Genomic DNA, 20,197 nt, shown 5'->3' with positions numbered 1-20,197 from the left:
CTGGTGCACCGGCAGTGGGTGTCGCATGGTTTAGTCGGGCAGCAGAAGCGTCGCGGGGACGCCGAAGTGGTCGGCGAGGCGGTAAAGCGTGCCGACGGTGATGTTTTCGCGGCCAGCTTCGATGGCCGAAAGGTGAGTGCGGTGTATGCCCACCGCTTCGGCGACGTCGGCCTGGGTGTCGCCACGGTTGATGCGGGCGGCGCGAATTCGCACGCCCAGCTCGTGAAGGCGTGTATCGACCGTCGTCACAGTGTTGACTATAACCCACACAAATGTAGACTAAAACAAACATTCCTGGGGCTGGAGGAGGCGTTGATGGCCGGGGCGAAGACCAGTGTTGTTGTTACCCACCCGGACAGGGGGGACGTTGGGCGCGTGGTCGATACCGCGCGGCCGGCCTGGACGCCGAACGAGCTGACGGTGCAAGCGCCCGCCGCCGGCATGGTGAAGGTGTGTTGGTCCGACAGTGCCGATCGCACCCAGCTGTATTGGGAGTACTCCGCCGAGCTGCGAGAAGCATCCACAGTCCATTCGGCCCGATGGTTGGCCAACACGAGGCGATAGGCGACTGCCATGATCGAAGACACCGCGACGATGACGAAGATGTGAGGCTGGCCCCGTGAACCCTGAATACGCTCAGATCGCAGTGGCTTCGACGCGTGGAGGCATCCACAAGTTCCTCATCGCAGACCCGTCAACCAGCGCCATCGCCGTCGATACGACGCCGCGCCCGAAATGGCTGATAACGCAACACAATTAACCGTGGCAGGAGCGGCACGTGATCGATGTATATCTGACGGTGGACAGCGCGGACCACGCTGCCTTTCGCCGACCCAATCGGGTCGCAGAAGCATTGGCAGACAAGTTCGACGACCAGGTTCGCAGCGTCACCATCGTGGAAAGCAGCACCGGACTCACGGCTTCATGCCGGTACGGCGATGGCTGAACCGGCACCGATCATCCACGGCGAAGCGAGGAGAAACATGGCGACTGACCAGCCGGGAAAGAAGTTCGGCGTTCAGTTCATCGGCGACTCGAAACGGGTGTACGTCGGTCGGATCGATGAGGCTCGCGACGGCTTGGTCGGGGAGACCGAAGACGCCACCGACAATGCCGTTCACGCGGTGGCCGAGTACATCATCAACGCCTTCGGCGGTGCGTTGGAAGTCGACTACGACGACGGCACCACCTATCAGATCCAGGTGGTCAAGATCGGCCGGCCCCAGCCCGACGGAAGCCGATACGGGTTGCATCCCGGCGGCATGATCGTCGGATACGAATAGCGTCGCCGCTGGCCTCACCGACACTGCAGTTCTGCGCGTGAGGATGGGCAGCGACTGACCGGATCGGTGCTTGGCCCGGGCATATACCTCGGGGCATGATCATTCGACCCGGCTCCGATGTGGGCACCACGTCGCTCGTCCAGCCACCGCTGCATCCTGAGGCCGCCGACACGGCGGGTGCCATCGCCGACTACGACCGCCTCACCGTGGACCTCGCCGCCGACGACGATGGCGAGATGCAACGCTGGCGCCCGGCGACTGTGCCGGCACTGGCGATTGTCGGCGAGTGCGGCAGCGGCAAGACGGTCACCGCACAGAACGCCGCCGCCCAGTTCGCCCGCGCTCACTGGGCAGTCCACATCGCTGCCTGCTACGACGAGTACGGGCAGTTCGCCGACTGGCCCAACGTGCGTGCCGTGGCCGTGCGGCCCACCGAACAGTTCGGCCTGGTCAACTACCTGGCGGATCTGCTGTGGCAGCGGCTGCGGGTCAATGCCCGGCACGCGCCCGCCGTCTTGGTCGTCGACAGCCTCTGCGAGGTGGTCAAGAACGTGGACGTCGCGGGCCTGGACGAGCTGCTGCGACTGGGAATGCGAGCTCGCATCCATGTGCTCGCCACCAGCTACGACGACCGGCTTGTCAGTGCTGAGATCCGCGACAAACTGGCCACGCTGCTGCTGCGTCGCCGCGATTACGGCAGCATGGCCCACTTCGAGGCGGACAAGCGTCGATTCGCGCAGCGTGATCTTGCGGTGTTGCGGCCGGCGCGGTCGAGCTACGGGCCGGTGGCCGTCAACTGAAGGGGCCGTATTTCATATACACCGGATTGGGTGTATTGTGGTGGGTGGATCGACCCACAGGAGGCGGGAAATGGCAACCACGATCGAAACTTTCGCGGGAGCGGTCAAACACAATTACTGCACGCTGCCGACGATCGATGTCGAGATCCTGCCCGACATCCGCCACTGCGAAACGTGCGGCGAACCGGTTACCCATCAACCGGACCGCAAGCACGGACTGCTGGGCGGCTGGGTGCACACCTCATCGGAGGTACCGGACCACGGGCGCGTGTCACCGCGGACTCGGTGCCGCTACTGCAACAGCGACGAGCACGCCCGATACGTCCAACACGCGTGGTTCGACGCGATCGAATGCTCGCGCTGCGGCGGCGTCGACGGATTCGCCATCGGCGACTGACCGAAACCAGCGCGGACGAACACCTCGGGAGGGGCGACATGGCAGAACAGGCGGTGATCATCTTGCGGGGGTTGCCGGCGGCGGGAAAGACCACGTGGGCCAAGGCCTGGCGCGACGTCGATCCGCGCCGGCGCGTGATCGTCAACCGCGACCAGATCAGGCTTGAGCTGTTCGGCCGGTACCGCCTCCTCGACGACCAGCAGGAAGGTGCGGTGACCGATCTGGAAGTCGGCCTGGCTGAGCGCGCGCTTCGCGACGGGAAATCCGTCGTGGTCGATGACACCAATCTCGAACCGCAGCACCTTGCTGTATGGACATCTCTCGCCGACGGACACCGGGTGCCCTACCGGATCCACACGATCGAGACTCCGCTCGCCGAATGCTTGCGGCGCAACCGTCGCCGGGCCGCTGCCGGTGGCCGGTTCGTTCCTGAGGACGTCATCGAGAACATGAGCCAGATCGCCGAAATGCCGACCGATGAGGGCGAGCTGGCGGCCGCCGAATCGGCTGTCTTCTGTCGGGGGCGAAGGGGATTATCAGGCCATGACCGCACGACGGGGGCCGGGGCCGACCTGGAAGACCCTGCCGCTGTGCACCGTGGAATGGAATCGACGTGACAAACACTGACCATCAGGACATCTGGGCTTACGAGTCCGCTGGCTGTGCGCCCACCGAGTGGGAGCGCTGGATAGATCAGGTCGAGTCGCGGCTCGGCCACGACGTCGACGGTGACCAGGCCGAGGACGGATACTCCCTCGACGGTTTCCATGACATGTGGAAGCAAGGTGTTGCGCCCCACGACGCCGCGGCGTCGGTGCGGCCGGCGCGGACGTGCCGCAGCTGCGGCTGCACCGACTACGCGGCGTGCGACACGATCGTGGGCCCAGGCGCCTGGCGGGTCACCTTCGACGACGGCCCCGGTATCTGCACCGCATGTCCGGCGCCGAGCTGACGTAAACACCGGTACATGAAGGGGATTCGGACATGATCAGTGAAACGCTACACCTGACACCGGATGTCGCTGGGGTGGTCGCGTGGGCGCGGAAGGTGCGCGCGGAATCCCCGTTGGGAAGCAACGACGCTGCGGGGGCGCAACAGGTCCTGGCCGACTGCGGCATCGACGTGGAGCAGCGATGAGCAAGCTGTCGGCACGTCAACGCGAGGCGCTGGCACTCGTGGGTGAAGGCCGGGTTGAATACGGCGCCGAGCATCAGAACATGGCGCGCCGTGGGCGCGTGACATGGCCGGTGTTTCTCATCGACGGGCACGCTGCCTACGGTCAGCAAGGACGGACGTTCGCCTCGCGGGAAGAGCGCGGCCTGATCGTTGTGCGCCACGACCTGGTGGAGCACAAACGTGTGCCCGCGCAAGTGAAGACCTACAGCACCATCTCGGGCGCCACGCACACTCGAGTGCTTCCCGCCCACGATGCGCCCGTCGATCCGGGCTGGCGCGCCCGCGTGGAGGTGGTCCAGCCCAACAGTGAGCCACCCGAGATCGCGGCCGAATCAACAACAAGTTCGTGAGGGACGACCGTGACGATCCAGTATGACCTCTTCGGTGAGGTCGAAGCCGCGCACATGGCCGCCGAGGCAGCCAGCCGAGCGAGATCGGCTGCAGCAGCGGCATTTCTGGCATCCACGCCATGGCCGCCGCTGCTTGGCTGGTGGCTGCATTCCGAGGCGATCGAGGCGATGCTCGACCACGGCGAGGCTCGCGCCAGCTTCCGGCGAAGTCAGCACGACCGGCCGGGATGGGCGTGGGCGATCTGGCGGGACGGACTGCGATTCGAAGCCGAAGAAACCTGGCTGGGGTGGGGGCATCGACCGCAATGGTGCATCCCGTGGCAGGAACTGCACCGGCTGCGCGACGCGCATCCCGCGGTCACCGAGCGTCTGGCCGGCCTCGCCGACGGGCGCGGGCATCCGAGATCAGCGGGCTGGCGATGGTGGACCGACCCGCACTGCTTGACCGACGGCTGGCATCCAGACAGCCTGACCGCTGAGCAGCAACCGGACTGGTATGTCGGCTGCGCCCGGCCGGCCACGGCGTGGAACGACCGGCTCGAAGCGTGGCGCCTGGTCCTCGACGTGGTGGCCACCGCCACCCTCGACGTCACGATCCCACGAGCGAGGTGAACCGCGATGGCGGCGACTGACCGATGCCCGACCTGTGATGTCGATCTGGAAGACACCGCAACGGCGGTGCGCTGCTGGCGTTGCGGATGGGAAGTGCGCGACGTCGACGACAGTCGCAACTACTACGACATCAGCGAGGCGATCGCTGAACGCGAAGCCTGGATTACCAACCGGCGAAGGGGGACTCGATGACCACCACCAGCGCGAAGGAATTGGTGGACCTGGTGCTCAAAGAGCCCGCCCGCGATTTGGGTGAGTTCGCGGCCCGCCTCGTCGACTACATCACCGATCAGGCGATGCTGGTCGCAGCGGAGTCGTCTCTCAACGATCCGTCGATCGTGTTGGGTTCGATGTTCACTCAAACATTCGATGCGCTACTGCGTCATGCACTGGAAGGCCTCGACAGGATCAACCCGACCGGTGCGGCATACCTTCGCGCCGGAATCCGCGCACTCGCCGCCGATGCGCTCGCCGGTGAAGCCCCATCCGGGGCCGACCGCGGCAATCTGCTGCTGAAGGCGACCATGACAGGTGACTGGAGTGACCCCGATGGCTAACACCTACACCGAGCGCGACATGCTCGACCTGTTGCTCAAGCGATACACCGCGATCCGCCCCGGCTCGATCGCGGACCGGTGGGTGCGCGCCGAGCATGTCCAGGTGAGTCTGCTGACCGGTCAGCGCAAGCGTGTCGCGGATTTCGTTGCAGCAGATAAGTATCCGGTCGATGCAGTTGGTAGCGGCTTGGCTTTTCATGGACACGAGGTCAAGGTGTCGCGTTCCGATTGGCTGAGCGAGCTCGCAGACCCCTCCAAGGCCGACGCGATGAAGCTCTACATGCATCATTGGTGGCTGGTCGTCCCCGACGCCGGCATCGTGAAGCCAGGAGAACTGCCGCACGACTGGGGACTGCTGGTCAGGTCGGGAGACAAGCTGCGCGCCAAGGTGAGCGCACCGCGGCTCACGCCCGAACCGATGCCGACTGACTTGGCCATGTCACTGATGTCGGCGGCGGCACGAACCGCCTACCGCGATCCGCTGCGCCGCGACGCGCCGGTCGCCTACCGATCAGGGGATACCACGTGGAAGCCCTACTGCGGCTTCTGCTACGAACCGAGCCCATGCTCGATCCACCAGCCCCGCAAACTTACACAAGCCGCGACAGCCTGACGGAAGGACAAGCCATGAAACGACATCCAGCAGAGGTCACCGCCGATCGCCTCGGCGATGCCTACGAGAAATGGCACGACAAGTTCGATGGCGCCGAGCTGGACATGATCAGCCAGCTCAAGCACGCATTCGACCAGATCGCAGCGGGCGAGCGCTGAAGCGAGGCGGGAACCGAACGCGCACAGTCGAGCCGCCCACTGCTGCAACGAGATTTGTGAAGGAGAACGCGATGAAGAATCTAATCCAACGCCACTGGTGGGCGTTGCTGGCGGGGTGGGATGAATACCGTTCACAGGTGCGATTCATCAAGAATGTCGTCCAGTTCAGGAGCGATCCGGAGATCTGGTCACACACCTCCGACCGACACGGACAAGCCTGACGCATATGCGCGAAACCCTCGGCGCGAAAGGACATCACCACCAATGAGCCCCAGCCAACGATGGAAGCCGCCGTCGTCTCAGCGACGTATGAGCGACCGAACCGAACCCGCAGTCATCACTGTGCGAACCGACTTCTTGTACTCAGAGCCGCGCCCAGGGGAACGCACCGACGTTGCACCGCACTGCTTCTCCTACCGGTCCTATGTCACCGACCACGGCGACTTCCAAGACCGAAACCCCGACGACAACGGAGTTGATTCCACGGTACGTCGGATGATCGCGGCGTTCGGCGACGACTCTGACCTAGAGATCATCGTCCGGCGCAAAGACGTCGCGGCATGGCATGCGCAGCGCCGCCAGAACGACAACGAGGTTCACCCGAGCTACTACAGCGGACCTAGTGTGCACCCCGGCCCACGCGAGGAGTGCCGGATCTGCCCACCACTAACCGGCCCTGACGTACGGAGTTGACATGAGCGCACAGCTGTGGAGCCCGGTGATGGTCAATCTCAACCACAGCAAGCCGCTGTGGGGCGTTCGGCGATCATTGGGCCCCTACCTTCGCAAACCGCCTACACCGCGGCATCCCAGCGGGGAGTTGGTCACCACTAGCGATTCTGGCGAAGCCCAGCAGTGGGCCGACGGCCTCAATGCAAAGCCGACATAGGCAGACATAGGCAATAGCGTTCCGGCGCAACGCAACGTGGTGATTTTTGGCGTGAGGAGATAGGAATGCCGTTCATATCCGAGACAGCATGTACCTGTCCGTACGCGGGCACCTGGGGGCACTCGTCAGGGTGTCCGGTGCTGGTCGAGGCGAGGGAGGCGATGCAACTGACGCCAGAGCAGCGCGACCGGGCGCAAAACGCCTACCGTGCCGCCGTGCACCGCCATTACGGCGACAGCCTGACATGAGCACGCGAGATTTGCAGCGCGAGAGGAGCAACACCGTGGAGTTGACCTACAACCAAGCCGTGTTCCTCGACAGCGTGCAGCGCGCCGGGTTCAACGTGGGCGAGTGGTTTCGACCAATGGACATCGGCGGTCGCAACGGCTCCGGCCACAGCTCGCTGCTGGCGCAACTGGAACGCAAAGGCCTGGTCGAAAGTCGACAGCGGTCAGGTGGTGTGCGGGGCTCCAAGCTCTACCGGCTCACCGATGCGGGGCGCGCGTTCAAGCCCGACTACGAAGACCCGCGTTGCGGCATGTGGACCGAGACCGGAACCTGACATGGGACAACGATGCGGACCAAAGAGTGCTACCTGTGTCATCGGATCGGCTACAGCGCGTATGGGCCGTACGGCGATTGGGCGTGGCGGCGCTCACGAGATGACCTGTGGCGCAAGCGCGCCCGCTCCCGTCGATGCTGACGGCCAAGGGTGTTGATAGGTAAGGGGATTGGGGATATGGCTGAGTTGCGGGTCAACGTTGTCATCGACACCGATCAGCTGTTGTGGTGGGCAGCTAAGCACCGGGAGTTGGAGCACCCGAGCGTGGCAACAGCACTGAGCGTGGCGGCCGAGCACTACGCGGCCATTGATCCGCCGGACACCGAGAACCCGCCGGCCCCGGGCTACCCCGCCGGCCTGGACTGCGACGAGCTGCGCCGCTGGGCGGATTGGCACGCCGACCGCGCGCCGGCGGGAGTGGCCCACATCTTGTACGAAGCGGCCGCGGCCGGCGTTGAGGAGTCGAGCATTGCGGGAAGTGAACCGGCAGAAGGAAGGGGATCGTGGTGAGTGAACCGCAGGGCATTGAGGCCGGCGAGATTGATCGCCGCGGTCTTCGCGCCGTGGGTGTGGCGGGGCCGCTGATGGTGCCGACGTTGGCGGAGGTGCACGCCAGGTTCGTGACGTTGTGGCCGCAGCGTTCGGTGAGCGTTGATCCACGCGCGGACAGCGAGCCGGCCCGCCGCGGACCGAATCCCGCGGCGGGCGACCGGCATGCTCTCGGGACAACGGTGTGAAGGAGGGCGGGACGTGAGGGAAGGGCACAAGACCTACGCTGTCGTCTACCAGGCGGCGCGCGATCTCGGTTACAGCGAGCTGGAGGCGATGGCATACGCCAGCGAGCCGGATCTGTTTGCCGCCGATCACCCGGAGATTTCCGTTGAGATCTGATCTCGCTCGGTCCCGAACACGATCGGGAATCGGGTGAGCATGAGCGATGCGGGGATGGATGAGATCCGGGCGGGCTTCGAGCGGTTTGCGCTGCGTGTGCTTTCTGAGCACCAGGCGCTGGGCGGCCCCGACGGTGACGACAGATGCGTGTGTACGGCGCGAGGATGCGCGTGGGCGGGCCCGCGGTCGGGACCCGATGGTCACGGTGCGCATGTCGTGTCTGTGCTCACCGCGGACAAGACGTACACGATGCCCCTGGTTGCCTTGGTCGCGATCGCCAACAAGACGTTGGACATCGCCGACGAGCTCGGTGTTGATACCGCGGCGGCGGGTGGTGTTGTGGGTGAATTCGTCGAGCGGGTCGGCCACCTCCGGTCGATCGCGGCGAAGTGTCAGTGTGGCGCGGCTGATGCCACGATCCTCGGTGGGGAGTTTGGGCGGCCGAGAGCCGATACATAGCCGAGCAAGAATGCGAAACACGCATGGAGACAGGGGAAGTGAGGATCTGGAGTGGCGACTGATCTGGGTGGCGGCGAAGTGACCATCGGGGGCGAGACTCACCGCTGGGACAGCATCACATTGCTCGACAACGGCGTTCTCCGCCTGGCGCGATTGGAGACGTGGGCCGATGAGAAAACGGGGCTGAGGTGCGCTGCGGACAAGACTGTCGAATATCACGCCCCTGGTGTCTGGACGAGCATCGCTGCGGATGTCCCCACGACGGGGACTTTGATCGTCGACAGCGATATCTACGGCGTTGAAGTCCTGGGTACCAGTCTGACTGAGCAGCAAGCCATACAGCATGCGATCCGACACCTGACCAACAACTACCAAGCAGACGACTGGCATGCCGACCACGTCCACGAGTTCTTTCGAGAAAACCACAGCCACCAGCTGATGACCGGCAACTACACCGATAGGCCGCGGTTTCGCTGGGCCATTCGCTGATGTCAGAGGACCCGGGGGCAGAGGCCGAGTTCGCTGCGGGTGTGTTGCGGAAACTGTTGCACCGCATCAACGATGAGAACGCCAAGGGGCGCGACCTGTTTCTGGTCTCCCACGCCTGGACTGACGGGCCGATCATGTGCCTGGTGTACACGGCGCCGCCGTCGCACATCACCTGGGGGCTGGTCCGCGACACGAGGAACTCGATCATCAACCCCGGGCCTTGGCAACACACCGACGATCCGGCGCTCTACTACTATCTCCTCGATCTCGAGGAGGGCAGGGTGAGCGCATCCTTTCCTCATCCGGGAAACACGGAAACCATTCTGTGGCACGGGGTCTCGGGTATCGCTGTGCCGGAGCGCCCCGCCGATATTCCCGCCGGCTATCGCTACACACCACCGATAGCCGAATCGCCCGACCACCGTCGCCAGCATCACGAGTCCGTAGTCAACGAGCCGCGCCGGTACGCAGATCCACTGTGACCCGTGGTCGATTGAGCGCCACGTTTCAGTGCAAAGGCTCGATGCGGAAACCGAATTGGGTCAGTGGTTCGATCGTCGTTGTGCCGGAGTCTCCGAGCGAGGCGAACACGATGACGCCGTCGTCGAGTTCGGCCCACGCGGAATAACGAATCATGGTGTAGTGGTCGAGGTCTTGACGCATAGTCGACATGTCTGGCCACTCTCCGATGATGATCGGCACCACTCCGCCTCCCGAGCCGGGCACCGCCGACATACACGAGGCGAAATTTTCGACATGAGGGAACCTGATCTGCCCTGTTGAAAGGGTCGAGACGGTGCCGTCTTCGCAAACGGCCGCCGACCACACGTCACGATCTGCAGACATCTGATCAGTGGCGGCGGCCGGCTGCCCGCTGATGACCCTGCCTGGGCCGGTGCAACCCATCACAGTCGCGGTGACGGTGGACACGAGGATCGCGCCCACCAGCAGCGTCGCCGTCCGGGTACGGTGCGCGCGCGACGCTTCTGCGCGCGAGCTCGGAACCGCGTCGCTGCGGTGGCCGCCCGGAGCCGGGCCGGGCCCCGGATCCGGTGGGGGCGGCGACGGGTCACTCATGCCGATCACCGTATCGCCACGGTGATCCACCTCGGGGCGCCCGCGGACGACCCGACACAATGCAGGCGGCACGTAATAGATCTGGAGGGTACCGATGGGTGTTGAGAATGCGGCCACCGCCGAGGAGCGATCGGCGCGCGGCCGTATCGCGGCTGCCGCGGCCGATCACGGCTGGAAGGAAATGTTCGGCGATGTCGCATCGAATATGCGGATCTACGAACGGGCGGGGCGCATGATCCTGGTCGGGTATCGGCCCGCGGGGGCGGTCACGAGTGCGACGCGGGTGTATGCGACGGCGTCGACACCGCCCCGCACCGACTTGCCGATGGAGGAACTCACTCACCTCGACCGCGACAAGACAGCGCAGATTCTGGCCTGGATCAACGAGGAGCCTGGCGCGCACTAGTTGTGCTGTCGCACAGGCGTTGTCAGATGGTGTCGCGCTGTTGCGCCAGTTGGTCTGCCCACCAAGAGATGCCCGGGTTCAGTCGGGCCGCGACCTCATATACGTGCCGCTTGTCGCCTTCGTAAAAGCCCGGGACTCGGCCATCACCGACTGGTAGCGCACCAGAGGTCAACCACTCGGTGAAGGTGTCGAACATCGCGGCCAGGTTCGAAAACATGGGGACGGGGATCTCGCCCAAGAAGTCGTGGATCACCCGGTGGTTGCCGTTCTCGTCGGCCCGGGTCTCCACCAGGAAACCGTTGGCGTCCTCTTGGAGAAAGGGAAACACGTCTTGCCACGGTGGTTCCGCGTACTCGTTCGATCGCCGGTAGTCTCACGCTTCGAGCGCATCGTCGAAGCTCAACAGGCAGTAAATGCCGTAGAACGACGGCTGGTCGAGCTCGTACTGGTATCCCGGCACCAGGTTGAACGCCCCGTAGAACTCGAGAACGTCCGACGGTGGCTGGGGCAGACCGGCCTGGTCGAGCAGATCGTTCATCCGTTCTGTCGAAAGGCCCGGACGAAGGTAGCGGGTGAACTGGTCACCGACTGTCGACAACCGCTCGAACAGCCGGGCCGCCGACTCCACTCCTCGCACCGATCTAGGCATTGTCGACACGTTCGACGATCTTGTTGGCTACCTCCGGCGCCGCCCAGCTGCTGGCCCAGTCGCAGGTGCGGACGTCGATGACGATGTTGCGGCGTGCGGCGATCGCGCGTTGACAGCCCCTTCCGGTGCCGCCGAGTTTGAGCCAGGAAGTGGTGAGCACTCCGTCGATCGGCTTGGGATCGAAGGGGCGGATGGATATTTCGGGTGTGATATGGACGGCGATGCTGTCCTTTTCGGCGCAGTTGCGCCACTGCGTCGACTGCTGATCGACGTAGCCTTTGGCTTGTGCGGCGTCAGGGAAGGCCACGACGGCTTGGATCGTCTGGTTGACCAGTTTGTTGCTTTCCTCAGGGTTTTCGAGCACCTGGGCGGCAACGCCTTGCGGGCTGGAACCTTCGTAGGCCTGTTTCAACACGGGTGAGTAGACACTGGCGCATTCGGCCGGGTCGGTGGTTTCGCCGAACATGTCGGTGGTGTCCTGTACGGGGGCGAGTCCACCGCTGAAAATGTGGTGTATGTCGTTGAGCATGCCTGTGCTGAGCAGCATCTCGCGAAGCAGCGCCTTGTTGACGTTGGGTGCCGGTGGGATGGCCTCGGTGAAAGGCGGTGCGGATTCGGCGGCCGGCTGACCGGGTGATGCCGGTGGGGCGGCGGCCGGCGCGGGCGGGGCGGCGGGCCCGCGCATCTTGGCCACGACCAGCACGACGGCGACGACGACGAGGACCGCCACCGCGGCGGAGAACACCCAGAAGGCCGGGTTGGTGCGCGATGGTGGCGCGGGCTGGCCAGGGTAGGGCGGGCCCCACGGTGGCGGTGGGCCCTGCCCCTGGCTTGGGTTGTGCCCGGGGTGGTGCGGGTAGTTCAGCTGCGGGTCGCCGGGGGGCTGGGTCATCGTGAGAACCTCGATGTGCGGCCGGTTCGGTGTATACGCGAAATGTGTTGGTGGGCGGCGATCATCAGCGTTTTCCGGTGATGAGTTGGCTGATGTCGCGGGCAAATGTGTAGCCGGGGCTGCCGAGCTGCGGTGAGCAGCCGCGCACGTCGATGATCACGTTCGCGCGTGCGGCCAGACCGCGCTGGCAGGCCATGTAGGGCGCGTCGGGTACGCCCTTGACGCTGATGTGGGCGATGAGGACCTCGTCGCCGGTGGCTGTTGCACCGATGGTGGCGGTCTCGGTCTTGTCGGGGGATTGCGCGGTCACTGCGGTGAAGCGGCACTCGCTCCACTCGGCGGGCTGCTTGTCGTAGAAGTTCTTGGCCGAGGCGGCGTCGGGGAAGGACACGACCGCCTGGATCACCTGATGCAGTGGCCGGGGTTCTTCTTTGACCACCTGGGCTGCCATGCCGGTGAAGCCGGCGCCGGCATAGGTGGCGTTGTCGGCCGGCGCCCACGCGCCGGCACAGTTCGGTGGGGCGATCACCGCATCGGTGGACGGGGCGGTGAAGATCTCACCGGCGACCATCCCGGGGCTTTTCATCCCTTGGCGGATCTTGTCGGCCGGCAGCAGCAGTTTGGGCAGCGCGGCCGGGTCGACGATGCCGGCGCTGTCGGCGACGGCGGTCGGCGGGGCGGCTTGGGTGGGCGGTTGCGGTGAATCCGCCGCGGTGGGCTGCGGTGCGGGGCCCGACGGGGGTGTGGCGGTCGGCGGGGCGTCAGATCCGGAGGTGGCCAGCACCACCACGATGGCCACCACGGCCAGCAGCGCCATACCGCCGAGCAGCCACCAGCGCAGATCGCGGCGCTGCTGTGGCGGTGCCCAACCGGGTGGAGGTGGTGTCCAACCCGGCGCCGGCCCGAACGGCTGTTGCGGCGGGGGTGGAGCTGGGGGACCCGCCGGCGGTGGAGGGCTGTAGTGCGCTGCGGGCGGCGGAGTGTGCGGTCGCGGCGGCGGGGGCGGGGTGTAGTGAATCTTGGCGGTCCGCGGGTCATCGGGGCCCGGTCCGCCGGACTGGGGCGGCGGGTTGGGCGCAGCGTCGCCGTCGTGTGGCTCGTGGGAAGTCATCGCCGAGAGGCCTTTCTGCTCAGAATCGTTGCGTCGGTGGCGGTCTGTGGTCACGCAGCCGGGATGCGCGCAGCGATCTGGCGGGCCAGATCGGGAGCTTGGGCACTGCCTGTCCATGAGCAGACCCGCACGTCGATGACCACGTTGCGTTTGGAAGTCAGCGTGCGTTGACAGCCCCACGGTCGTGGTTCGCCTTGTGTGGAGGCGGTGAGCTCTCCGTTGGTGAATCGCGGAGCCAGGATTCTCCAGGGTTCGTCGGGAGCTCCTTGCTCGGTGAGGGTGATGGATTTGTATTTGCACTTGTCCCACTTGGTGCTTTCGACGCGCACGAAGTCTTGGGCTTTCTGGGTGGTGGGAAAGGACGCTACGGCTTGGTCGACCAGGTAGTCGAAGGCGGTGGAGGGTGGCGGTGCGTTGGTGAAGGTTTGGACCTCTATCGCGCGGAATCCGGATCCGTCGTAGGCGGCGCGCATCGCGGGCATTGGTGCGCCGCCGCAGTCGTCGCGATCGGTGCCGACGCCGAACAGGCCCGCGTATTCACGGGTCATTGCCATGTTGTCTGCGACCAGGAGGGTGTTGAGGTCGGCGGGGCTGACCAGAAACCCTTTCAAAGCGTTTGGTGCTACGCCGTTTTCGGCTGCGACCGGTGTCGATGAGGGGGTGGGTGTGGTGGAGGGGCCGCTGGTCGTCGGCGCCGTCGGCGGTGTGTCGGTGGTGGCGGGCGCAGAGTCGTCGTTGTCGCCGTTGACGCGCACGATCACCACGACGGCGACGACGGCGATGATGATGACCGCGGCTGCTGCCGCGAGCCATCCCAGGATGGGGCGGCGCGGCGGGGGTGGCGGTGCCCACCCGTAGGGCGGCTGGCCGGGAGGCGGGGGTGGGTAGTTCTGGTGGCCGAATGGTGGAAGGTGGTGTGGCCCTGAGGGTCCCGGGATGGTCACTGGTGGGACGCCTCGATTCTGTCGTTGATCTCGTCGATGAGTGCCGGGATGACGGTCGGGGCCATGTTGTGGCCGCATGTCTGGATGTCGATGACGATGTTGTTGCGGGGAGCTTTGGCGTGCAAGCAGGTCCAGCCGTCACCGCTGCTGGAGGTACGTGACACCGTGACGATGCCGTCGGTGTCGGTCAGCTCCCCGACATCGAAGACTTGGCCGGCGTCGGGGTTGTCGGCGGGGGAGAAGTCGACGGTGCGGTTGGTGCAGCGCTGCCATGCGTCTTTCGCCCCGGCGACATAGTTGGCGGCGTCGCGGGCGTCGGCGTAGCCGATGACTGCCTGGATGTAGGTCTTGTCGCCGGCCGGGGTCGCGAGGGTTTGGCGGGCAAGGTCTTCGAATCCGGTGCCGTCATAGGCGGATTGTTCGGCCGGGGCCGACAACCCGATGCAGTCCTGGTCGGCGATCGGTGGGGTGGCAGTCAGCGTGGTGAACACTTTGTCCTTCTCCCACTCCTTGTCGGCGTCGGGCGGTCCGGCTGCCCCGACCAGCAGTGTGGCGCGGATGGTGTGTGCGGCGCCGTCGGGTGGAAGCAGCAGTGCCGGCAGTACGCGCATCGACACGGCCGGTGGCGGTGGCGGGCCGGCGGTGGTCGTCGGTTGTGCCGCTGATGACTTGGGTCGGTCGTCGCCGGTGCCGCGGGTGGCGATGAAGACCGCGGCCGCGGCCACGACAAGCGCCACCGCGGGGATGGCGATCAGCAGCCACCGGCGAGGTGGCCGCTGTGGGGCCGGCGGCGGCCAACTGCCCCCCGGCCCCTGCGGCCACCCCGGCCCGCCGGTCAATGCGCCGCCTCGATCTTTTCGTTGATCGGGTTGATGACGGCGGCTTCGACGTCTGCGGGAAGGTTGTTGCCGCACACCCGCATCTCGATGATGAGGTTGTTGTTGGCTTTGAGTGCGCGGCGGCACGCGTACCCTTCGCCACCCTCCTGGGTGAGGGTGATCTTGATGATTCCGTCGTCCTCGGACACCGGGCCGACATTGAAGAACGAGTCGACATCGTTGAGGTCGTCGGTGTTGCGGAAGTTCAGCGAGCGGTTGGAGCAGCGTTCCCAGTGAGCTTTGGTGGCGTCGAGGAACTTCTGGGCCGCTGCGCCGTTGCGGAAATAGACGCCCGCCTGATCGAACAGAGTGGTCGATTGCCCTTCAACCCGTGGGGTGGACAGGAACTGGAGGCGCACATCATTCCAGCCGCTGCCTTCGTAGCTGGGATCGCCGGCCGCGGCGAGGATCGAGCAATCTTGATCGACGATGGGCGACACACTGGCCAATTTTTGGTAGATCTTGTCTCCCGCGGCGGCGCTTCCGACCAGTGTCGGAACGCCGATCGCCTTGGCAGCGTCGGGCATGCTGAGCAGAAGGCCATCAGCCATCACCGAACGGGGGATCGGCTCGGCCGCCGGTTCAGAGCTGGCGGTATCGGTCGGCGCGGACTCCGCGGTAGTCCCCGCATCGGCCTGTTGGCTGCTGTCGCCGCCGCTGAAGACGAACACCCCGAGCGCGGCGACGATGACGACGGCGGCCACCGAGGTGATGACGACCGGCCACAGCCAGGGCGGCCGCGGCCGGCGCGGCGGCGCTGTCGGCAGCGGAGGGAGGTGCCCCATGCCGGGAGGCGGTAGGTGCGGGCCAGCGTGCCGGGGTCCCGTCTGCGGCGGGTATGGCCCGGGCGGCGGTGCGGCCGGGCCGATCGGCTGTGGCGGTGGTGGCGGCGGGCGGGGTGGGCGTTTGGGCAGTCGGACGGTGCGGCCGTCGGGCTCCTGGCCGCCGGCGTCGTTTCCGGGCGTGTTCATCGCGTTCTCCTGGTGAGGCGAGTCTGAGGGTTGTGTGTCGCGCTGACGCGGGCGGTGCTACTGGTGTGCGTCGATCTTTTCTGCGGCCGCGTTGACGATGTTGGGCACGACGGTGTCGGGCACATCGGTTCCGCACACCCAAAAGTCGATGACGATGTTGTTGCGGGCAGCCAGACCGCGCTGACACACCCAGCCGCCGGCGCCTTCCTGGTACGAGAAGGTTTGCAGCGTGCCGTCGGTGTTGGTCATCGGCCCGAATTCCCAGAACTTGTTGACGTCGCCGGGTTCATCGCCGGTCGCGCGCAAGTTGACGGTGCGGTTGGAGCACTTTTCCCACGTGGGGATTTGGTCGGCAACGTATTTGGCGGCAGCGGCTGCGTCGCTGAACGACACGACGCTCTGAGAGAGCTTCGGGTCCTGGGTGGGGCTGTCGAGGCGTTGGCGTCGCGCGGCGACGTACCCGGTGCTGCCGTAGGACGATTGCTGCAGTACATAGGCGACGCTGACGCATTCCTGGTCGACGACCTCGTCGACGTACATGCCGTCTTGGATCTCGGTGACGGCGTCCATCTTGTCCTGGCCGAGGGCGGTGGCCGCTTCCTGGTCGGTGAGCAGCAGATCGGGGAGCGCGGAGGTCGGCACCGGCGGACCGGCCGGTTCCGCGGCCCGCGTACCGGCGTCGGGGGCGGCCGGGTGAGTGGTTTGCCCGTCGCCGGCGGTGGCCTCGTCATCGTCGCGAACGACGAACACGACGATGACGGCAGCAGCGACGAGGATGATCACGGTGGCCAGGGCCGAAAACAGCCACAGTCGTCGGGTGTTGCGTTGGGGGCCAGTCGAATTCCATGGCCGCCGGTAGGGGAAACCGGTGGATCCCGGTGCGCCCGGCGGGGGCGGCTGCATCGCGTAGGACTGTTGCAGTGGCGGCTGCGGGCCCGGGTAAGGCTGGGGCCCGGGGTGAGGCTGCGGCCCCTGGTGAGGCTGCTGGCTGGGGGGAGGTGGTTGCGAACTCGGGTGCGGCTGCGGCTGTTGGACAGGCCGCGGCGGCGGGGTGGGGCTGTGCCCGCCACCGGCCGGCGTCTGGGTGGAGCCGCGGCCGGCGGCGACGTCCTTGGTCAAGCGCACGGTGCGGCCCTCGTCGGCGGGCGGGTTGACCGCCGGCGACGCCGGCGACACCTGCGGCTGGGCCGGCTGAGCCTGAGGGGCCGGATCTGGGGTGTCAGGTTGGCTCGTGGTCGTCGCCGCGGGCGGTTCCGATTTTGCTAGCGCTGTGTCGGGCAACACATCAGCGCGGTTCTCTTCGGGGGTACGGTCGAGATCATCGCTCCCAGACGCGCTCATTGTGTCCCTCTCTGGCAAAAGCTCGAACTCTGGCCGAGCGTCCATGTTTTCCTCCGTGGCAAACGTCAAATTACAGGTAGTGGGTGTGCGGTGCTCGAGGTCCTGGTGGTATTGGTGCTGGTGAGCAACACCGGCGCCGGTTGTTAGTCGCCGCGGCCGCTGATCGAGTCGGTGATTGCTTTGGCGATCGCTGCGGCCTGGCCGTCGACGGCGCCTCCGCTGAAGGCGCATGCCATGACATCGACGACGATGCTGTCGTGGCCGGCCATGGCGCGCTCGCATGTGCCGTGCTTGCCCGTGTGGGTGAGCACCAGCCCCGAGCCGTCACCGAGTGCGGTGGGGTGGCCCAAGGTGAATTCGTAATCGCCTGTGTCGGTGGTCATCGTCACCGCGGTGCCCCCGCAGCTCTTCCACGTCCGCGCCGAGCGGGTGAGTTGTGTGGCGGCTGCGGTGTCGTCGTCGAACCGGATGACGCTCTGGTTGACCATGTGGGTCGTCGAGCCGGGCTTGCCGTCGGCGACGATCTGGGTGTGCACGGAGTTCCAGCCACGGCCGTAGGCGGTGACCTGGGCGGGCTCGAAAGCTCCTATGCACTGGGCCGGGCGCACGGTGTCGGAGAGATCGTTGAGCGTCGTGGCGGTGTCGGCCACCCTCATCTGGCGGGCGCCGGTGATGGCCGCGATGTCGTCGGCGGGGACCATCAGCGCCTCCAGGTTCACGACGAACTCGTAGAGCGGTGGGGGAACCGCCGGCGCGCCGGCTGCTGTCGGGGCGGTGGCCACGCTCACCGCAAGGGTGCCCAGCGCTGCAGCTGTGACCGCGACACTTGTGCGAATCATGATGGAACCCTTTCCTTTTCGGTGGTCGGGCAGAGCGTGGTGGGTCCGGTGGTGTGCTCGGGGCTGGTCAGCCGCGGCAGTTGAGCGGCCCTCGGGCCGGTACGCCGTGGGCGTGGAGCTCCAGTAGCGCTGTCCAGGCGGACTCGTCGGACGGATCGTCGAAGAGGTCTTCGCACGCGATCCGGACCTGGCGGACATAGTCCTCGGCTGTCATGCGACCGAGGTGGGGTGCGGCGCCGGCCGTATCGGCGGTGTCGGTCTGGGTTGAGCGGGTCCTTGCCCACGCGGACATCGCCGCTTTGAAGGGGCGGGCTGCTGCCATCACTGCCGGGCCTTTCTGTGGAGTGGTGCTCGGAGAGCTCGAATGTATCCACAAACCTACCGCAGTGCAAGCACCAAAATGGTGCAAAGCTGGCGCAGTCGATCTAAACACGCAAAACAGCAGGACAGAACATATTTATCAACCCCTTGGCCCGCGTTCCCCACGATCGAACGGTGCAAACTGGTGCATGCGACCCGTCACCGGCGCGGTTGTGCCGGGAAAAAGTGGTGCAACGTGATAGCCAATCCGGTGCATGATGAGCTACGATTTCGTTCGATCAGTGCTGCAGAACGTGCATCCACGCAGCCCATCCATCTCCCGGGAGGTTCGCCGACCTTGACCGATCAGTCCGTACGGCCAGCGCCGCCGATCCCCAACCTGGTCGTGCGCTGCGCCAGCACCGCCGTGCTCGCCCGACCCACCGAAGGGCCCGTAGTGATCGGTCGCGAACGATCAGAGGCCACCGAAGGCGTCGAGCACTGGATCCCGGTCGACGACCGCCGGATATCCCGCACCCACGTCCGGATCGACCCGACCAGCAACGGGTGGACGGCCACCGACCCCGGCAGCCGCAACGGCATGTTCCTCAACGGTGAGCGGGTCAGCGTCCTTGCCATCACCGATGGGATGGTCATCCACCTCGGAAACCCCGACGGCAGCACGGTCAGCTTCGGCTTCGACAGCCCTACCTCCGCAGCGCTGTCCACGGCCATCAGCGGCGCCGGGACCGACCAACACGCGCCCGCCCACGACGAGTCCGACGACGTCGAGCTCGACGAAGGCGAGGCCCAAGACACCTCCGGTGACGACGCCACCAACACCGGCGAACAGACCGACCCAGATGTCGCCCGTGCCGGCGCCGTCGCCCGTGCCCGCCGCCTCAGCCGCGGGAAATCCCAGCGCGATTTCGAAAAGGCCGGCATCATCAGCCAGACCACTCTGGTCAACTTCGAACGCGGCCGGCACTGGCCACGTGCCCGCACCCGCGCCAAGCTCGAATCTGTTCTCGGCCTACCTCAAGGTGGGCTGGCGGCGATCAAACGCGGTGAACCCATTCCCGACGACGATCCCACCGAAGTCGTCTCCGTCAGCGCCGAATTCCAGGCCATGCGTCGCTTGGCCGAAGTGGCGCTCAATGCGATCACCGCACGGATCGACCTTCTGCCGGCGCCGTCTGAGCCCGCGTTCAGCCCCTCCGCCACTGCACTGCTCGCCGAGCTACGCACGCTGCTGGACGCGGCTGCTGAGGCTGCCCGTTCCTCCGAAGGTGTCGCGGCGGCCAAGATGCTTATTAATATCCGACGCACGTACCACGACCTGATGATGCGGGCAGCCGGGTCCCCCGGCGCCACCCTCGGACAGCGGCTCTACGCGGCGCGCCGCAACGCCGATCTCACGGAGGAGGAAACCGCGGCCGCTGCCGGCGTTCCCGTCGACGCCGTGCGTGCCGTCGAGGCAGAGCAGCCCCTGGCCGGCGGCGCCGCCATGGCCTTGGAGAACGTGATCTCCACGCTCACTCACTTCTGACCCG

The 20,197-nt window shown here is 66.0% G+C and carries 36 protein-coding genes; 24 read left to right on the top strand and 12 right to left on the bottom strand.

Annotated elements, in window-relative coordinates; all coding sequences use genetic code 11:
• Window positions 1-30 precede the first annotated feature (30 nt).
• A complete protein-coding gene (locus CWS39_RS25175; RefSeq protein ID WP_102145618.1) occupies window positions 31-249 on the bottom strand; it encodes a helix-turn-helix transcriptional regulator in 219 nt (72 codons plus the stop codon).
• 734 nt (window positions 250-983) lie between these two features.
• Between CWS39_RS25175 and CWS39_RS25165 the strand changes: the two genes are divergently transcribed.
• The 22 genes from CWS39_RS25165 to CWS39_RS25085 all read left to right on the top strand — a co-directional run bounded on the left by CWS39_RS25165 (window position 984) and on the right by CWS39_RS25085 (window position 9,718).
• Complete coding sequence (locus tag CWS39_RS25165; RefSeq protein WP_102145616.1) at window positions 984-1,283, top strand: DUF7446 family protein; 300 nt, start codon at window positions 984-986, stop codon at window positions 1,281-1,283.
• A 95-nt stretch (window positions 1,284-1,378) separates the two neighbouring features.
• Window positions 1,379-2,083 (top strand): ATP-binding protein, encoded by a 705-nt coding sequence (locus tag CWS39_RS25160; protein WP_102145615.1) that lies wholly within the window; start codon window positions 1,379-1,381, stop codon window positions 2,081-2,083.
• Window positions 2,084-2,153: 70 nt separating this feature from the next.
• Complete coding sequence (locus CWS39_RS25155; RefSeq protein ID WP_102145614.1) at window positions 2,154-2,480, top strand: hypothetical protein; 327 nt, start codon at window positions 2,154-2,156, stop codon at window positions 2,478-2,480.
• Window positions 2,481-2,518: 38 nt separating this feature from the next.
• Window positions 2,519-3,097: an AAA family ATPase gene (locus tag CWS39_RS25150; RefSeq protein WP_158240404.1), complete on the top strand. Its 579-nt coding sequence runs from the start codon at window positions 2,519-2,521 to the stop codon at window positions 3,095-3,097.
• Complete coding sequence (locus CWS39_RS29825) at window positions 3,094-3,432, top strand: hypothetical protein (protein WP_233213682.1); 339 nt, start codon at window positions 3,094-3,096, stop codon at window positions 3,430-3,432. Before CWS39_RS25150 ends, CWS39_RS29825 begins: the two co-directional genes overlap by 4 nt.
• Before the next feature lie 32 nt (window positions 3,433-3,464).
• On the top strand, window positions 3,465-3,617 hold the full coding sequence (locus tag CWS39_RS28985) for a hypothetical protein (RefSeq protein ID WP_158240403.1): 153 nt from the start codon (window positions 3,465-3,467) through the stop codon (window positions 3,615-3,617).
• Complete coding sequence (locus tag CWS39_RS25140; protein WP_102145612.1) at window positions 3,614-4,006, top strand: hypothetical protein; 393 nt, start codon at window positions 3,614-3,616, stop codon at window positions 4,004-4,006. The genes CWS39_RS28985 and CWS39_RS25140 overlap by 4 nt, the downstream gene beginning before the upstream one ends.
• Before the next feature lie 9 nt (window positions 4,007-4,015).
• The gene (locus CWS39_RS25135; protein WP_233213681.1) at window positions 4,016-4,618 is read left to right on the top strand and encodes a hypothetical protein; all 603 of its coding nucleotides are present in this window, start codon (window positions 4,016-4,018) and stop codon (window positions 4,616-4,618) included.
• 6 nt (window positions 4,619-4,624) lie between these two features.
• Window positions 4,625-4,810, top strand: coding sequence for a hypothetical protein (locus CWS39_RS25130; RefSeq protein WP_102145611.1), 186 nt, complete (start codon window positions 4,625-4,627; stop codon window positions 4,808-4,810).
• Entirely contained in the window at window positions 4,807-5,175 is a 369-nt protein-coding gene (locus tag CWS39_RS25125) for a hypothetical protein (RefSeq protein WP_102145610.1), read from the top strand. The genes CWS39_RS25130 and CWS39_RS25125 overlap by 4 nt, the downstream gene beginning before the upstream one ends.
• Window positions 5,159-5,788 (top strand): hypothetical protein, encoded by a 630-nt coding sequence (locus CWS39_RS25120; RefSeq protein WP_199178302.1) that lies wholly within the window; start codon window positions 5,159-5,161, stop codon window positions 5,786-5,788. The genes CWS39_RS25125 and CWS39_RS25120 overlap by 17 nt, the downstream gene beginning before the upstream one ends.
• 14 nt (window positions 5,789-5,802) lie before the next feature.
• A complete protein-coding gene (locus tag CWS39_RS28980; RefSeq protein ID WP_158240402.1) occupies window positions 5,803-5,946 on the top strand; it encodes a hypothetical protein in 144 nt (47 codons plus the stop codon).
• A gap of 71 nt (window positions 5,947-6,017) precedes the next feature.
• Complete coding sequence (locus CWS39_RS28975; protein WP_158240401.1) at window positions 6,018-6,167, top strand: hypothetical protein; 150 nt, start codon at window positions 6,018-6,020, stop codon at window positions 6,165-6,167.
• 88 nt (window positions 6,168-6,255) lie between these two features.
• The gene (locus tag CWS39_RS25115) at window positions 6,256-6,639 is read left to right on the top strand and encodes a hypothetical protein (protein ID WP_102145608.1); all 384 of its coding nucleotides are present in this window, start codon (window positions 6,256-6,258) and stop codon (window positions 6,637-6,639) included.
• Between the two features lies 1 nt (window position 6,640).
• Window positions 6,641-6,835, top strand: a complete 195-nt coding sequence (locus CWS39_RS28705; RefSeq protein ID WP_142386930.1) for a hypothetical protein — start codon at window positions 6,641-6,643, stop codon at window positions 6,833-6,835.
• A 244-nt stretch (window positions 6,836-7,079) separates the two neighbouring features.
• Window positions 7,080-7,397, top strand: coding sequence for a helix-turn-helix domain-containing protein (locus CWS39_RS25110; protein WP_102145607.1), 318 nt, complete (start codon window positions 7,080-7,082; stop codon window positions 7,395-7,397).
• 177 nt (window positions 7,398-7,574) lie between these two features.
• Window positions 7,575-7,907: a hypothetical protein gene (locus CWS39_RS25105; protein ID WP_102145606.1), complete on the top strand. Its 333-nt coding sequence runs from the start codon at window positions 7,575-7,577 to the stop codon at window positions 7,905-7,907.
• Window positions 7,904-8,134 (top strand): hypothetical protein, encoded by a 231-nt coding sequence (locus CWS39_RS25100; RefSeq protein WP_102145605.1) that lies wholly within the window; start codon window positions 7,904-7,906, stop codon window positions 8,132-8,134. The genes CWS39_RS25105 and CWS39_RS25100 overlap by 4 nt, the downstream gene beginning before the upstream one ends.
• Window positions 8,135-8,147: 13 nt before the next feature.
• Window positions 8,148-8,288, top strand: a complete 141-nt coding sequence (locus tag CWS39_RS29300) for a hypothetical protein (protein ID WP_199178303.1) — start codon at window positions 8,148-8,150, stop codon at window positions 8,286-8,288.
• 33 nt (window positions 8,289-8,321) lie between these two features.
• Window positions 8,322-8,747, top strand: coding sequence for a hypothetical protein (locus CWS39_RS25095; RefSeq protein ID WP_102145604.1), 426 nt, complete (start codon window positions 8,322-8,324; stop codon window positions 8,745-8,747).
• A gap of 51 nt (window positions 8,748-8,798) precedes the next feature.
• Window positions 8,799-9,236, top strand: coding sequence for a hypothetical protein (locus CWS39_RS25090; RefSeq protein ID WP_142386928.1), 438 nt, complete (start codon window positions 8,799-8,801; stop codon window positions 9,234-9,236).
• Window positions 9,236-9,718 (top strand): hypothetical protein, encoded by a 483-nt coding sequence (locus CWS39_RS25085; RefSeq protein WP_102145602.1) that lies wholly within the window; start codon window positions 9,236-9,238, stop codon window positions 9,716-9,718. Before CWS39_RS25090 ends, CWS39_RS25085 begins: the two co-directional genes overlap by 1 nt.
• Before the next feature lie 25 nt (window positions 9,719-9,743).
• Here the strand turns inward: CWS39_RS25085 and CWS39_RS25080 are convergent, their stop codons facing one another.
• Entirely contained in the window at window positions 9,744-10,181 is a 438-nt protein-coding gene (locus CWS39_RS25080) for a hypothetical protein (RefSeq protein WP_142386927.1), read from the bottom strand.
• Between the two features lie 226 nt (window positions 10,182-10,407).
• Between CWS39_RS25080 and CWS39_RS25075 the strand changes: the two genes are divergently transcribed.
• Window positions 10,408-10,719, top strand: coding sequence for a hypothetical protein (locus tag CWS39_RS25075; protein WP_102145600.1), 312 nt, complete (start codon window positions 10,408-10,410; stop codon window positions 10,717-10,719).
• 22 nt (window positions 10,720-10,741) lie between these two features.
• On the opposite strand, the gene CWS39_RS25070 is transcribed toward CWS39_RS25075, so the two are convergent.
• The 10 genes from CWS39_RS25070 to CWS39_RS28970 all read right to left on the bottom strand — a co-directional run bounded on the left by CWS39_RS25070 (window position 10,742) and on the right by CWS39_RS28970 (window position 18,558).
• Window positions 10,742-11,047, bottom strand: a complete 306-nt coding sequence (locus tag CWS39_RS25070) for a hypothetical protein (RefSeq protein ID WP_102145599.1) — start codon at window positions 11,045-11,047, stop codon at window positions 10,742-10,744.
• Window positions 11,048-11,092: 45 nt separating this feature from the next.
• Window positions 11,093-11,368 carry a hypothetical protein gene (locus CWS39_RS25065; RefSeq protein WP_142386926.1) on the bottom strand — a complete coding sequence of 92 codons (276 nt, stop codon included), beginning with the start codon at window positions 11,366-11,368 and terminating at the stop codon, window positions 11,093-11,095.
• Window positions 11,361-12,260 carry a sensor domain-containing protein gene (locus CWS39_RS25060; protein ID WP_102145597.1) on the bottom strand — a complete coding sequence of 300 codons (900 nt, stop codon included), beginning with the start codon at window positions 12,258-12,260 and terminating at the stop codon, window positions 11,361-11,363. The genes CWS39_RS25065 and CWS39_RS25060 overlap by 8 nt, the downstream gene beginning before the upstream one ends.
• Window positions 12,261-12,324: 64 nt before the next feature.
• Window positions 12,325-13,371, bottom strand: a complete 1,047-nt coding sequence (locus CWS39_RS25055; protein ID WP_142386925.1) for a sensor domain-containing protein — start codon at window positions 13,369-13,371, stop codon at window positions 12,325-12,327.
• Between the two features lie 50 nt (window positions 13,372-13,421).
• Window positions 13,422-14,315, bottom strand: coding sequence for a sensor domain-containing protein (locus CWS39_RS25050; protein WP_158240400.1), 894 nt, complete (start codon window positions 14,313-14,315; stop codon window positions 13,422-13,424).
• Window positions 14,312-15,154 carry a sensor domain-containing protein gene (locus tag CWS39_RS25045; RefSeq protein ID WP_142386924.1) on the bottom strand — a complete coding sequence of 281 codons (843 nt, stop codon included), beginning with the start codon at window positions 15,152-15,154 and terminating at the stop codon, window positions 14,312-14,314. Before CWS39_RS25045 ends, CWS39_RS25050 begins: the two co-directional genes overlap by 4 nt.
• Window positions 15,151-15,897: a sensor domain-containing protein gene (locus CWS39_RS25040; protein ID WP_158240399.1), complete on the bottom strand. Its 747-nt coding sequence runs from the start codon at window positions 15,895-15,897 to the stop codon at window positions 15,151-15,153. Before CWS39_RS25040 ends, CWS39_RS25045 begins: the two co-directional genes overlap by 4 nt.
• 324 nt (window positions 15,898-16,221) lie before the next feature.
• Window positions 16,222-17,505, bottom strand: coding sequence for a sensor domain-containing protein (locus tag CWS39_RS25035; protein ID WP_142386922.1), 1,284 nt, complete (start codon window positions 17,503-17,505; stop codon window positions 16,222-16,224).
• A gap of 143 nt (window positions 17,506-17,648) precedes the next feature.
• Complete coding sequence (locus CWS39_RS25030; RefSeq protein ID WP_158240398.1) at window positions 17,649-18,344, bottom strand: sensor domain-containing protein; 696 nt, start codon at window positions 18,342-18,344, stop codon at window positions 17,649-17,651.
• A 67-nt stretch (window positions 18,345-18,411) separates the two neighbouring features.
• Window positions 18,412-18,558 carry a hypothetical protein gene (locus CWS39_RS28970; RefSeq protein WP_158240397.1) on the bottom strand — a complete coding sequence of 49 codons (147 nt, stop codon included), beginning with the start codon at window positions 18,556-18,558 and terminating at the stop codon, window positions 18,412-18,414.
• Window positions 18,559-19,002: 444 nt separating this feature from the next.
• Between CWS39_RS28970 and CWS39_RS25025 the strand changes: the two genes are divergently transcribed.
• The gene (locus tag CWS39_RS25025; RefSeq protein ID WP_158240396.1) at window positions 19,003-20,193 is read left to right on the top strand and encodes an FHA domain-containing protein; all 1,191 of its coding nucleotides are present in this window, start codon (window positions 19,003-19,005) and stop codon (window positions 20,191-20,193) included.
• The last annotated feature ends 4 nt before the right edge of the window (window positions 20,194-20,197 follow it).

Origin of the sequence: Mycobacterium hubeiense (assembly GCF_002838065.1) — a bacterium.
Taxonomy (GTDB): Bacteria; Actinomycetota; Actinomycetes; order Mycobacteriales; family Mycobacteriaceae; genus Mycobacterium; species Mycobacterium hubeiense.
Note: the sequence above shows the minus strand (reverse complement) of the source record. Positions and strands in the feature narration are given on the sequence as shown.

Coding starts and splice junctions, on each gene's coding strand:
- CWS39_RS25160 (WP_102145615.1), top strand. CDS start 1,379: ATGATCATTCGACCCGGCTCCGATGTGGGCACCACGTCGCTCGTCCAG.
- CWS39_RS25110 (WP_102145607.1), top strand. CDS start 7,080: ATGAGCACGCGAGATTTGCAGCGCGAGAGGAGCAACACCGTGGAGTTG.
- CWS39_RS28970 (WP_158240397.1), bottom strand. CDS start 18,558: ATGACAGCCGAGGACTATGTCCGCCAGGTCCGGATCGCGTGCGAAGAC.
- CWS39_RS25150 (WP_158240404.1), top strand. CDS start 2,519: ATGGCAGAACAGGCGGTGATCATCTTGCGGGGGTTGCCGGCGGCGGGA.
- CWS39_RS25060 (WP_102145597.1), bottom strand. CDS start 12,260: ATGACCCAGCCCCCCGGCGACCCGCAGCTGAACTACCCGCACCACCCC.
- CWS39_RS28705 (WP_142386930.1), top strand. CDS start 6,641: ATGAGCGCACAGCTGTGGAGCCCGGTGATGGTCAATCTCAACCACAGC.
- CWS39_RS25055 (WP_142386925.1), bottom strand. CDS start 13,371: ATGACTTCCCACGAGCCACACGACGGCGACGCTGCGCCCAACCCGCCG.
- CWS39_RS25130 (WP_102145611.1), top strand. CDS start 4,625: ATGGCGGCGACTGACCGATGCCCGACCTGTGATGTCGATCTGGAAGAC.
- CWS39_RS25075 (WP_102145600.1), top strand. CDS start 10,408: ATGGGTGTTGAGAATGCGGCCACCGCCGAGGAGCGATCGGCGCGCGGC.
- CWS39_RS25035 (WP_142386922.1), bottom strand. CDS start 17,505: ATGAGCGCGTCTGGGAGCGATGATCTCGACCGTACCCCCGAAGAGAAC.
- CWS39_RS25125 (WP_102145610.1), top strand. CDS start 4,807: ATGACCACCACCAGCGCGAAGGAATTGGTGGACCTGGTGCTCAAAGAG.
- CWS39_RS25155 (WP_102145614.1), top strand. CDS start 2,154: ATGGCAACCACGATCGAAACTTTCGCGGGAGCGGTCAAACACAATTAC.
- CWS39_RS28980 (WP_158240402.1), top strand. CDS start 5,803: ATGAAACGACATCCAGCAGAGGTCACCGCCGATCGCCTCGGCGATGCC.
- CWS39_RS25085 (WP_102145602.1), top strand. CDS start 9,236: ATGTCAGAGGACCCGGGGGCAGAGGCCGAGTTCGCTGCGGGTGTGTTG.
- CWS39_RS28985 (WP_158240403.1), top strand. CDS start 3,465: ATGATCAGTGAAACGCTACACCTGACACCGGATGTCGCTGGGGTGGTC.
- CWS39_RS25165 (WP_102145616.1), top strand. CDS start 984: ATGGCGACTGACCAGCCGGGAAAGAAGTTCGGCGTTCAGTTCATCGGC.
- CWS39_RS25030 (WP_158240398.1), bottom strand. CDS start 18,344: ATGATTCGCACAAGTGTCGCGGTCACAGCTGCAGCGCTGGGCACCCTT.
- CWS39_RS25105 (WP_102145606.1), top strand. CDS start 7,575: ATGGCTGAGTTGCGGGTCAACGTTGTCATCGACACCGATCAGCTGTTG.
- CWS39_RS25065 (WP_142386926.1), bottom strand. CDS start 11,368: ATGCCTAGATCGGTGCGAGGAGTGGAGTCGGCGGCCCGGCTGTTCGAG.
- CWS39_RS28975 (WP_158240401.1), top strand. CDS start 6,018: ATGAAGAATCTAATCCAACGCCACTGGTGGGCGTTGCTGGCGGGGTGG.
- CWS39_RS25140 (WP_102145612.1), top strand. CDS start 3,614: ATGAGCAAGCTGTCGGCACGTCAACGCGAGGCGCTGGCACTCGTGGGT.
- CWS39_RS25115 (WP_102145608.1), top strand. CDS start 6,256: ATGAGCGACCGAACCGAACCCGCAGTCATCACTGTGCGAACCGACTTC.